The organism is Streptomyces sp. NBC_00306 (assembly GCF_036169555.1).
GTDB lineage: Bacteria > Actinomycetota > Actinomycetes > Streptomycetales > Streptomycetaceae > Streptomyces > Streptomyces achmelvichensis.
The window spans coordinates 2,828,192-2,839,855 of sequence record NZ_CP108032.1 but is presented as its reverse complement, the minus strand read 5'-3'; the positions used below and the strand labels follow the sequence as shown (position 1 = coordinate 2,839,855).

Here is an 11,664-nt window from a genome sequence, read left to right as displayed (position 1 = left end):
TCGGCATCGCCCATTCAGACTCGCGAGGAGCCTTAATGGTTACCCCTAAATATCTGTGATCTAGGTCTCTTTGTGAAGGTCCTGTGACCCACATGTAGTCATCGGAAAGAGCGTAGACGCAGGCTGTTGGTCACCACAAATACGGACGAAAAGGCCATGGCCAGACCGGCGATCATGGGGTTGAGCAGGCCAAACGCCGCGAGAGGCAGTGCGGCGAGGTTGTAGCCGAAGGCCCAGAAAAGATTGCCGATGATTGTGGCAAGAGTCCGACGGGCGAGACGGATGGCGTCGGCCGCGGCCCTCAGGTCGCCCCGTACGAGTGTGAGGTCACCGGCCTCGATGGCGGCGTCCGTCCCCGTGCCCATGGCCAGACCGAGGTCCGCCGTGGCGAGGGCGGCCGCGTCGTTCACCCCGTCGCCGACCATGGCCACCCGGCGGCCCTGTGCCTGGAGGCGCCGGACCACCTCCACCTTCTCCTCCGGCATCACCTCGGCATGCACCTCGTCGATGCCGACCTCGGCCGCGACCGCCTCGGCGACCGCCCGGCTGTCGCCCGTCAGCAGCACCGGCGTGAGGCCGAGGTCCCGCAGACGGGCGACGGCCTCGGCGCTCGTGTCCCGGACCGTGTCGGCGACCGTGAGGGCGCCGAGCACCTTGCCGTCCCGGGCCGCGAAGACCGCCGTACGGCCGTCCGCCGCGACGGAGCGCAGCGCGGGCGGCACTTCCACACCCGCGTCCTCCAGCAGGCGTGCACGGCCCACCAGGACGTCGTGGCCGTCGACCGTGCCGCGTACGCCGAGGCCGGGAAGGTTCTCGAACGACGACGGGACGGGCAGCGTGCCCACCCGCTCCGCGGCGCCCGCCGCGATCGCCCGGGCGACGGGATGCTCGGAGGCGTGCTCCAGAGCGCCCGCGAGACGCAGCAGCTCGCTCCCGGCCCCCTCGTCACCCGGCTCCACGGTGTGGACGCCCTGGAGGCTCATCCGGCCGGTGGTCACCGTGCCGGTCTTGTCGAGGACGACGGTGTCGACGGTGCGGGTGGCCTCCAGGACCTCGGGACCCTTGATGAGGATGCCGAGCTGGGCGCCCCGCCCGGTGCCGACCATGAGCGCGGTCGGCGTGGCCAGCCCGAGCGCACAGGGGCAGGCGATGATCAGCACGGCGACGGCCGCGGTGAACGCGGCGGTCGGGCCCGCTCCGCTGCCCAGCCAGAACCCGAGGGTGAGCAGCGCGAGGACGATGACGACGGGAACGAAGACGGCCGAGATCCGGTCGGCCAGACGCTGCACGTCCGCCTTGCCGCTCTGGGCGTCCTCCACGAGTTTGGCCATGCGGGCCAGCCGGGTGTCCGCGCCGACCCGGGTGGCCTCGACGACAAGGCGGCCCCCGACGTTCACACAGCCGCCGGTGACCGGGTCGCCGGCCGCCACGTCCGCCGGTACCGACTCGCCGGTCAGCAGGGAGGCGTCGACGGCGGACGTGCCCTCCACGACCGTGCCGTCGGTGGCGATCTTCTCGCCCGGGCGGACGACGAATCGGTCACCGGCCGCCAGCCGGCCGATCGGTATCCGCGTCTCCGTGCCGTCCCGCAACAAGGCCACGTCCTTGGCGCCCAGTTCCATCAGGGCACGCAGTGCCGCGCCGGCCTTCCGCTTGGAGCGGGCCTCCAGATAGCGGCCGAGCAGGAGGAAGGTCACCACACCGGCGGTGACTTCGAGATAGATCGTGGACGCGCCGTCGGTGCGCGAGGCCGTCAGGTCGAAGCCGTGCCGCATGCCCGGCATCCCGGCGTGACCGAGGAACAGGGCCCACAGCGACCAGCCGAAGGCGGCCAGCGTGCCGAGGGAGACCAGGGTGTCCATGCTGGCGGCGCCGTGCCGCAGATTGGTCCAGGTGGCCCGGTGGAAGGGCAGCGCGCCCCAGACGGCGACCGGCGCGGCGAGCGTCAGGGAGAGCCACTGCCAGTTGTCGAACTGAAGGGCCGGGACCATCGCCATCAGGACCACCGGCACGGACAGCACGGCGGAGACGACGAGACGCTGCCGGAGCGCGGCCGACTCCGGGTCGCCCACGCCGCCGTCGGGACTGCCGGTGCCGGTGCTGCCGGCGCCGGCCGAGATCTCGGGTTCCGGCGCCGGGGGCGGCGGCTCCTCGGCCGTGTACCCGGTCTTCACGACGGTGGCGATCAGGTCGCTCACCTTCAGGTCCGGCGGACAGGAGATCCGGGCCTTCTCCGTCGCGTAGTTGACCGTGGCCTCGACCCCCTCCATGCGGTTGAGCTTCTTCTCCACGCGAGCGGCGCAGGAGGCACAGGTCATCCCGCCGATGGTGAGTTCGACCTGGGTCGTGTGCACGGACGTTTCCACGGTGGGGACTCCAGACAACGGCGCCGGGCCGTACCCCGACCAGTGTGCGACTGGTGGGGCCGGCCCGGCGGAAGACTGATCGAGCGGCCTGCGTGTCAGGCGAGGCCGACGAGCTCGTACCCGGCCTCGTCGACGGCGTCGCGCACGGCGGCCTCGTCCAGGGGTGCCTCGGAGACGACGGTCACCTGACCGGTCGCGGCGACGGCCTTGACGGAGGTGACGCCCGGGAGTCCGGAGATCTCACCGGAGACGGCACCTTCGCAGTGGCCGCAGGTCATGCCGGTGACCTGGTAGACCGTCGTGACGCCGCCGATCTGCACGTCGGCCGCACCGCTGCCGCAGGCGCCGCCGCCGCAGCAGCCGGATGCGGGGGCGGTCGGGGAAGTCTCGGTCTCCGCGGTCATGTGGTTCTCCTCGGGGTGCTTGAGAGGCGTACTCAAGGTGTACCAGAGGCCTCCGGGGCTGCGGAGGCGGTGGCATCTTCACCATACTATACCCCTAGGGGGTACTGAGGGATGCGGTGACATGTGCCTCTCGCGCCCTCCTGCGGTCCGTATCCGCCTCCACCGACGCATACGACGAAGTCCCGCACCCGGGAGGGGTGCGGGACGGGAGTGGGGCTCGGTACGGCGGGAAGGGGGGCGCCCGGCCGGCGCGCGGTCACTCGGTTCTGCGGCTCCTGTTTCCGGGGCGGTTGGCCACCCAGACGCGGATCGTGTCCGCGTACCAGTAGGGCTTGCCGGTCTCCACATGGTCGGGCGGCGGGAGAAGACCGTGCTTGCGATAGGAGCGGACCGTGTCCGGCTGCACCTTGATGTGTGCGGCGATCTCCTTGTAGGACCAGAGTCCTCTGTCCGTCATCTGTGGGGCACCTCCCTGTGTGCGCGACAGCGGCGGCCGGGGGGCCGTCGGGGGAGCTGCCGCGCGGGCGCTGGTGATCACTGAGCCTGTGCCCGATGAACGACGGCGACTGGAGGGAAGAGTGGGGCTGTTGAGCGCCTGTGACGGAAAACCCGCGTAATGGAGACATGTGTGATCGCCGTGCAACAACGGTGACAGAAGCGACGCCCTGGGTCTCAGGCGCCGCAAGAGCGCAGGAATCGGCGCGTCCGTCGGGCGATCGGGAAGGGCTTGTCCGGCGGGCACGGGTACATGTCCTGCTCGACGATGGCGAAGAGCTCCACGTCCAGGGCCTGTGCCGCGGTCAGGACGGGCTCCAGCGCGGGGATGCCGGACGGCGGCTCGCACATCACGCCCCGGCCGACCGCGGGGCCGAACGGGACCTCGTCCGCGACGACTTCGGCGAGGATGTCCGGATCCACCTGCTTCAGATGGAGATAGCCGATCCGCTCGCCGTAGGTCTCGATCAGCTTGACGCTGTCACCGCCGCAGTAGGCGTAGTGCCCCGTGTCCAGACAGAGCGAGACGAGTGAGGGGTCGGTCGCGTCGAGGAAGCGGGCGACGTTCTCCTCGCTGTCGACATGGGTGTCCGCGTGCGGATGGACGACGATCTTCAGCCCGTAGCGCTCGCGCACCTCATGGCCCAGACGTTCGGTCTGAGCGGTCAGATCGCGCCACTGCTCCGGCGTGAGCGTGCGGTCCTCCAGCACCTCGCCGGTCTTGTCGTCCCGCCAGAACGAGGGGATGACGACCAGGTGTTCGGCGCCCATGGCCCGGGTGAGCGCGGCGATGTCGGAGACGTGCGCCCAGGTCTTCTCCCAGACCGACGGGCCGTGGTGCAGTCCCGTGAAGACCGTGCCGGCCGAGACCTTCAGCCCCCGGCGGGCGGTCTCCTCGGCGAGACGGACGGGGTCGCTGGGGAGATAGCCGTACGGTCCGAGCTCGATCCATTCGTAACCGGCGTCGGCCACCTCGTCGAGGAAGCGCTGCCAGGGGACCTGCTGGGGATCGTCGGGGAACCACACCCCCCAGGAATCGGGGGCCGATCCGACCCGGATGCGGTTCAGGGAGGGTACGGAGGAGGTCATGCGGCCGAGCTTTCCGGCCGTCGCGGAAGGGTGTCAAGCCTTCGTCCGAATGTCAGGACAAAATGTTGACAGGGCTCAGGAAGGAGCATTAGACCTGGGGGCAGCCGGCGTCGAAGTGAAGGGACGCGCATGCCTCAGCCGTACGACGTGATCACGATGGGACGGATCGGGGTGGACCTCTATCCGCTGCGGACCGGGGTCCCGCTGGCACAGGTCGACACGTTCGGGAAGTTCCTCGGCGGCTCGGCCACCAATGTCGCCGTCGGCGCGGCCCGTCTCGGCCGGAGGACGGCGGTGATCACCCGCACCGGCCAGGACGCGTTCGGGGACTATCTTCACCAGGCCCTCGGCGAGTTCGGTGTCGACGACCGCTGGGTGACGCCGGTGGCCGCGTACCCGACGCCGGTGACCTTCTGCGAGATCTTTCCGCCGGACGACTTTCCCCTCTACTTCTACCGGCAGCCCAAGGCGCCCGACCTCGAGATCCACGAGAGCGAACTCGACCTGGCGGCGATCCGCGAGGCGCGCGTGTTCTGGATGACCGGCACCGGTCTGTGCGCGGAGCCCAGCCGGGGCGCCACACTCGCCGCGCTCGCCCATCGCGACCGTTCCGGCATCACGGTCTTCGACCTGGACTGGCGGCCGATGTTCTGGACGGACCCGGACGAGGCCAGGCCGTACTACCGCGAGGCCCTGCCCCACGCCACCGTCGCCGTCGGCAATCTCGACGAGTGCGAGATCGCGACCGGTGAGAGCGAGCCGGAAGCGGCCGCCCGCGCCCTGCTCGCCGCCGGGGTGGAGCTCGCCGTCGTCAAACAGGGCCCCAAGGGGGTCCTCGCCCTGCACCGCGACGGCACCCGCGCCGAGGTCCCGCCCGTCCCGGTGGAGGTGGTCAACGGCCTGGGCGCCGGCGACGCCTTCGGCGGGGCGCTGTGCCACGGGCTGCTCTCCGACCGGCCGTTGGAGCAGATCATGCGGTACGCGAACGCAGCCGGGGCGATCGTCGCGGCCCGGCTCGCCTGCTCCAGCGCGATGCCGTACGCCTCCGAGGTCGACCAGGTCCTGGCCGGAGGCTCCGTGCCGCCCTCGCCGACACCGCCGCCGACCGCGCCCGGGGTCCCGTCGGGCACGCTCGCGCCGCCCCCGTCCGACACCGCGCCCCGGACGCCTCCACCACCCCCGCCGGCCCCCCACTCGCCCGGAGCCGCTTCGTGAGCCGTGTCGACATCGCCGAGCTCGTCGGGATCCGCACCCGGCATCCGGAGGCCGTCGCCGAGGCCGCCGCGCGCCGGCGCAGACGGCCCCGGCTCATCGGCGACAGCGGGCGGCTGATGATCATCGCCGCCGACCACCCGGCCCGTGGCGCGCTCGGCGTCGGTGAGAGCCGCCTCGCCATGGCCAACCGTCTCGAACTGCTGGAACGGCTCTGCCTCGCCCTCTCCCGGCCCGGTGTCGACGGAGTCCTCGCGACCGCCGACATACTCGACGACCTCCTGCTGCTCGGCGCGCTCGACGACAAGGTGGTCATCGGGTCCATGAACCGCGGGGGACTCGCCGGCGCCTCCTTCGAACTGGACGACCGCTTCACCGGCTACCGCGCCCAGGACCTGGACCGGCTCGGCTTCGACGCGGGCAAGCTGCTGCTGCGCATCGACTACCAGGACCCGGCCTCGCTCGACACGCTGCACGCCACCGCGCGCACGGTGGACGAGATGGCCGAGCGTCAGCTTCCCGTCTTCGTCGAGCCGTTCATATGTCACCGGACCGACGGCCGGCTCCGCAACGATCTCAGCGCCGACGCGGTCACCCGGTCGATCGCCATCGCCTCGGGACTCGCCGGCACCTCCGCGTACACCTGGCTGAAGGTCCCCGTCACCGACAACCCCGACGACATGGCGTCGGTGATGGAAACCTCCACGCTTCCGGCGGTCCTCCTCGGAGGGGAGATCGGCGACGATCAGCACGGCGCCTACGAGAAATGGCGTGGTGCGCTGCAACTGCCCACCGTGCAGGGTCTGGTGGTGGGACGCTCGCTGCTCTACCCGGTCGACGGGGACGTCGCCGGAGCGGTCGATACGGCCGTAGGACTGCTGTAGGGGGTACGGAGAGGTCATGAGCGCCGACAAGTTGCAGGAGCTGCACGTACCGGCGGGCAGCGCGGCCAGTGGGCCGTACGCCCTCCGCGTCGACCCCGAGCAGGCCGGCTGGGGGTATTCCGGTCTGCGTGTGCTGGAGCTGGAGCCGGGCGGCTCGCACACGCTCGACACCGGGGACAGCGAGTGGATCGTGCTGCCGCTCAGCGGTGGCTGCACGGTGTACACACAAGGCGAGTTCTTCGAACTGCAGGGCAGAGAGAGCGTCTTCGGCGGAGTGAGCGACTTCGCCTATGTGCCGCGCGATGCCCATGCCCAGATCGCCTCCGGTGCGGGAGGCCGCTTCGCCCTGGCAGGAGCGAAGTGCGAGCGACGACTCCCCGCTCGCTACGGCCCCGCGCCGGAGGTACCGGTCGAACTGCGCGGCTCCGGGACGTGCTCGCGGCAGGTCAACAACTTCGCCGCCGCCGACACGTTCGAGTGCGACAAGCTGATCGCCGTCGAGGTGCTCACGCCCGGCGGGAACTGGTCCTCCTATCCGCCGCACAAGCACGACGAGCACCGGCCCGGAGCCGAGTCCGAGCTGGAGGAGATCTACTACTTCGAGATCGAGCAGGGCGGTGTCGGCTACCACCGCGTCTCGCCGTCGCGGGCCGGCGGCGCCGATGTCCTCGCCGAGGTGCGCACCGGGGACGCCGTCCTCATCCCGGACGGCTGGCACGGCCCGTCGATTGCCGCGCCCGGACGGCACATGTACTACCTCAACGTGATGGCGGGACCGGGCGCGGACCGCGAATGGCTGATCCGCGACCACCCCGACCACAGCTGGATCCGCGAGATCTGGCCCACGCAGCCGGTCGATTCCCGGCTGCCGCTGTACGGGACGGGGACCGGCCCCGGAACCGAACCCGGAGCAGGGGCAGGAACCGGACCCGGAGCAGACGTACCCGGGACCGGCCACGGAACCCGACCCGAGGCCGAGGGAGGCCACCGATGAGCACCCGCCGCCTCACCGTCGCCCAGGCGCTGGTCGCCTTCCTGTCCCGCCAGTACACCGAGCGGGACGGCCGCCGTACGCGTCTGATCAACGCGACCTGGGGCATCTTCGGCCACGGTAACGTGGCCGGCCTGGGACAGGCGCTCCTGGAGTCCGGCCCGGAGATGCCCTACATCCAGGGCCGCAACGAACAGGCCATGGTGCACGCCGCCGTCGGCTACGCCCGCCAGTCCCGGCGGCTGTCCGCGCAGGCCGTCACCACCTCCATCGGCCCCGGTGCCACCAACCTCGTCACCGGCGCGGCGCTCGCCACCATCAACCGGCTGCCGGTCCTGCTGCTGCCCGGCGACGTCTTCGCGACCCGCCCGGCCGACCCGGTCCTGCAACAGCTCGAAGTCCCCTACGCGGGCGATGTGTCGGTCAACGACGCCCTGCGCCCCGTCTCCCGCTTCTTCGACCGCGTCATGCGGCCCGAAGCTCTGATCCCCGCCGCCCTCCAGGCCATGCGCGTCCTCGCCGACCCGGCCGAGACGGGAGCGGTGACGCTGGCCCTGCCCCAGGACGTGCAGGCCGAGGCGTACGACTGGCCGGAGGACTTCTTCGCCGAGCGCGTCTGGCAGGTGAGCCGCCCGCGCCCGGACCTCACGGCGCTCGACGCCGCCCGGCGCGCGCTGACCTCGGCCCGCCGGCCGCTGCTGGTCGTCGGCGGCGGTGTCCGCCACAGCGAGGCGGAGGGCGCGCTGCGTGCCTTCTCCGACGCGACCCGTATCCCGGTCGCCTCCACGCAGGCCGGCAAGGGCTCGCTGCCGTACGACCACCCCGCCGATGTCGGCGGCATCGGTCACACCGGTACGGCCACGGCGGACGAACTCGCCTGCACCGCCGACCTGGTGATCGGCGTGGGCACCCGGTGGTCGGACTTCACCACCGCCTCGTCGACCCTGTTCCAGAACCCGTCCGTCCGCTTCCTGAACATCAACATCACCTCCTTCGACGCCCACAAGATGGCGGGTCTGTCCCTGGTCGCCGACGCGCGGGCCGCACTGGAGGAACTCACCGGCGCGCTGGGCCCCGGCTTCCGCGTCGAGCCCGCGTACGAGACGGAGTACGCCGACGACAAGGAGCGCTGGGAGCACCGCGTCGACGCCTCCTACGAGGGCGACGACGACACCCGGCCCACCCAGCCCCAGGTGCTCGGCGTGCTCGACGCGCTGGTCACCGAGGACGACATCGTGATCAACGCGGCCGGTTCACTCCCCGGCGACCTGCACAAACTGTGGCGCGCCCGGTCGGCCGACCAGTACCACGTCGAGTACGGCTACTCCTGCATGGGATACGAGATCCCCGCGGCGATCGGGGTCGGGATGGCCGCGCCCGGGCGCCCCGTCTGGGCACTGGTCGGCGACGGTACGTATCTGATGAATCCCACCGAAATCGTCACAGCGGTCCAGGAGAACATCCCGATCAAGGTGATCATCCTCCAGAACCACGGATACGCCTCCATCGGCGGTCTCTCCGAGTCGGTCGGCTCCGAACGGTTCGGCACCGCCTACCGCCATCGCGCACCGGACGGCACGTACACCGGTGCCCCTCTGCCCGTCGACCTGGCCGCCAACGCCGCCGCGCTCGGACTGCGCGTCATCCGCGCCAAGACGGTGCGTGACCTGCGTGAAGCGCTGGCGGAGGCCCGCGCGGCCGACGTCCCCACAGGTGTCTACATCGAGACCGAAACGGCAGACACTGTGTCGGGCGCGCCTCCGGCGCAGGCGTGGTGGGATGTTCCGGTGGCCGCGACCGCGACCCGCCCGTCGGCGGTCAAGGCCCGGGAGGAGTACGACCGGCAAGTCGCAGCCCGACGCCGCCATCTGTGAAGGAGCTCGAAATGAAGACCGTCAACCACTGGATCGGTGGCAAGACCGTCGAGGGCGCGTCCGGCAACTGGGGACCGGTCACCGACCCGGCGACCGGTGCCGTCACCACCCAGGTGGCACTGGCCTCGGCCGAGGAGGTCGGCGCGGCCGTGTCGGCGGCGAAGGAGGCGTTCGCGACCTGGGGCACGGCCTCGCTGTCGCAGCGCACCGCGATCCTGTTCCGCTACCGCGCGCTCCTGGACGCCCACCGCGACGACATCGCCGCACTGATCACCGCCGAGCACGGCAAGGTCCACTCCGACGCGCTGGGCGAGGTCGCCCGCGGTCTGGAGATCGTGGAACTCGCCTGCGGCATCACCACACAGCTCAAGGGCGAACTGTCCACCCAGGTGTCCAACCGGGTCGACGTCGCCGCGATCCGCCAGCCCCTCGGCGTCGTCGCGGGCATCACGCCGTTCAACTTCCCGGCGATGGTGCCGATGTGGATGTTCCCGCTGGCGATCGCCTGCGGAAACACCTTCGTGCTCAAGCCGAGCGAGAAGGACCCCTCGGCCGCCGTGCTGCTGGCCGAGCTCGCCGCGGAGGCCGGACTGCCCGACGGCGTGCTCAATGTCGTCCACGGCGACAAGGTCGCGGTCGACGCGCTGCTGGAGCACCCGGACGTCAGCGCGGTCTCCTTCGTCGGCTCGACGCCCATCGCCCGCTACATCCACACCACGGCCTCCGCCAACGGCAAGCGCGTCCAGGCGCTCGGCGGCGCGAAGAACCACATGCTGGTCCTGCCGGACGCCGACCTGGACGCGGCGGCGGACGCCGCCGTCTCGGCCGCGTACGGCTCGGCGGGCGAGCGCTGCATGGCGATCTCCGCGGTCGTCGCGGTCAGCTCCGTCGCGGACGAACTGGTGGACAAGATCCGCGAGCGCGCCGAGAAGATCAAGATCGGCCCGGGCAACGACCCGACGTCCGAGATGGGCCCGCTGATCACCAAGGCCCACCGCGACAAGGTGGCTTCCTACGTCGAGGGCGCGGCCGCCCAGGGCGCCGAGGTCGTCCTCGACGGCACGGGCTACTCCGTGGACGGCTTCGAGGACGGCCACTGGATCGGCCTGTCGCTGCTCGACAAGGTCTCCACGGACTCCGACGCCTACCGCGACGAGATCTTCGGCCCGGTGCTGTGCGTGCTGCGCGCGGAGACGTACGAGGACGGCGTGGACCTCATCAACGCCTCCCCCTACGGCAACGGCACCGCCATCTTCACCCGCGACGGCGGAGCGGCCCGCCGCTTCCAGCTGGAGATCCAGGCGGGCATGGTCGGCGTGAACGTCCCGATCCCGGTCCCCGTCGGCTACCACTCCTTCGGGGGCTGGAAGGACTCGCTCTTCGGCGACCACCACATCTACGGCAACGACGGCGTGCACTTCTACACCCGCGGCAAGGTGGTCACGACCCGCTGGCCGGACCCGTCGGAGGCACCGGTCGGCGTGGACCTGGGCTTCCCGCGCAACCACTGAGCTCGCTCCCGGCTCGGCGTCTTCCCGGCCCCTGCCGTGCTTCCCGGCCCGTACGGAACCTCATCCGTGCGGGCCGGAGGCATGACCGGGACGCGGGTGGAGCGGGGCGGCGCGCGGTTGTTGGCGTGTGCGAATACAGCGTGACCGCCGCGCGGACGCAGCCGTAAATCAGTGGTTCGTGGTGGGGGCCCGGCCGCACTCTGATGGGCATGCACGAGCCTGCGCGCCGCATCCGAGCGCTCCACACCGCCTCGACGATCACCGTCTACCAGGCGTACTCACCCACGATCGGCGTTCCCGCGGCGCGGGACGGGCGCTTCCCCGCGTCCTGGAAGCGCGACCGCATGACGTGGATCAAGCCGTCGTTCCTGTGGATGATGTACCGCTGCGGCTGGGGCTTGAAGGAAGGCCAGGAGATCGTCCTGGCCGTCGAGATCGCCCGCGACGGTTTCGACTGGGCCCTGGAGAATTCCTGTCTCTCGCACTACGACAGGGATGTGTACACCGACCACGCGTCCTGGAAGCGGGAGTTGAAGAGGTCACCGGCCAGGGTGCAGTGGGATCCCGAGCGCGATCTGCATCTGCGGCCGCTGCCGTACCGCTCGCTCCAGCTCGGCCTCGCGGGTGAGGCATCACGCCGTTACGCGGACGAGTGGACCCTCTCCATCACCGACGTCACTCCGCTGGCCCACCGGATCCACGCCCTGGTCCGTCAGGGCTACCTGGACACCGCCCGCGGTCTGCTGCCTGACGAGCGTCCCTATCCGGATCCGGACGACGCGGCATGAGGAAACCCCCGGGAGGCGACGGCACCGGCCGCGTCCCGGGGGCTTCATCT

General features: G+C 71.0%; 10 protein-coding genes. 6 read left to right on the top strand and 4 right to left on the bottom strand.

Annotated features, from left to right (window positions below; genetic code table 11):
- Positions 1 to 98 precede the first annotated feature (98 nt).
- The 4 genes from OHA05_RS12495 to OHA05_RS12480 form a co-directional block, all read right to left on the bottom strand.
- Positions 99 to 2,354, bottom strand: coding sequence for a heavy metal translocating P-type ATPase (locus OHA05_RS12495; RefSeq protein ID WP_328860611.1), 2,256 nt, complete (start codon positions 2,352 to 2,354; stop codon positions 99 to 101).
- Positions 2,355 to 2,461: 107 nt separating this feature from the next.
- Entirely contained in the window at positions 2,462 to 2,770 is a 309-nt protein-coding gene (locus OHA05_RS12490; RefSeq protein ID WP_313946239.1) for a heavy-metal-associated domain-containing protein, read from the bottom strand.
- Between the two features lie 256 nt (positions 2,771 to 3,026).
- On the bottom strand, positions 3,027 to 3,227 hold the full coding sequence (locus OHA05_RS12485) for a helix-turn-helix transcriptional regulator (protein WP_328860610.1): 201 nt from the start codon (positions 3,225 to 3,227) through the stop codon (positions 3,027 to 3,029).
- Between the two features lie 215 nt (positions 3,228 to 3,442).
- A complete protein-coding gene (locus OHA05_RS12480; protein ID WP_328860609.1) occupies positions 3,443 to 4,354 on the bottom strand; it encodes a sugar phosphate isomerase/epimerase family protein in 912 nt (303 codons plus the stop codon).
- A 129-nt stretch (positions 4,355 to 4,483) separates the two neighbouring features.
- On the opposite strand from OHA05_RS12480, the gene iolC reads away from it, so the two are divergent.
- The 6 genes from iolC to OHA05_RS12450 all read left to right on the top strand — a co-directional run bounded on the left by iolC (position 4,484) and on the right by OHA05_RS12450 (position 11,614).
- Positions 4,484 to 5,569 (top strand): 5-dehydro-2-deoxygluconokinase, encoded by a 1,086-nt coding sequence (iolC, locus tag OHA05_RS12475; protein WP_328860608.1) that lies wholly within the window; start codon positions 4,484 to 4,486, stop codon positions 5,567 to 5,569.
- Positions 5,566 to 6,450, top strand: coding sequence for a Cgl0159 family (beta/alpha)8-fold protein (locus tag OHA05_RS12470; RefSeq protein WP_313946243.1), 885 nt, complete (start codon positions 5,566 to 5,568; stop codon positions 6,448 to 6,450). Before iolC ends, OHA05_RS12470 begins: the two co-directional genes overlap by 4 nt.
- Positions 6,451 to 6,466: 16 nt before the next feature.
- Positions 6,467 to 7,444 carry a 5-deoxy-glucuronate isomerase gene (gene iolB, locus OHA05_RS12465; RefSeq protein ID WP_328860607.1) on the top strand — a complete coding sequence of 326 codons (978 nt, stop codon included), beginning with the start codon at positions 6,467 to 6,469 and terminating at the stop codon, positions 7,442 to 7,444.
- Positions 7,441 to 9,315: a 3D-(3,5/4)-trihydroxycyclohexane-1,2-dione acylhydrolase (decyclizing) gene (gene iolD / locus OHA05_RS12460; RefSeq protein WP_328860606.1), complete on the top strand. Its 1,875-nt coding sequence runs from the start codon at positions 7,441 to 7,443 to the stop codon at positions 9,313 to 9,315. The genes iolB and iolD overlap by 4 nt, the downstream gene beginning before the upstream one ends.
- 11 nt (positions 9,316 to 9,326) lie before the next feature.
- Positions 9,327 to 10,826, top strand: a complete 1,500-nt coding sequence (mmsA, locus tag OHA05_RS12455; RefSeq protein ID WP_328860605.1) for a CoA-acylating methylmalonate-semialdehyde dehydrogenase — start codon at positions 9,327 to 9,329, stop codon at positions 10,824 to 10,826.
- A 209-nt stretch (positions 10,827 to 11,035) separates the two neighbouring features.
- A complete protein-coding gene (locus OHA05_RS12450; protein ID WP_328860604.1) occupies positions 11,036 to 11,614 on the top strand; it encodes a DUF4291 domain-containing protein in 579 nt (192 codons plus the stop codon).
- Positions 11,615 to 11,664: the final 50 nt, after the last annotated feature.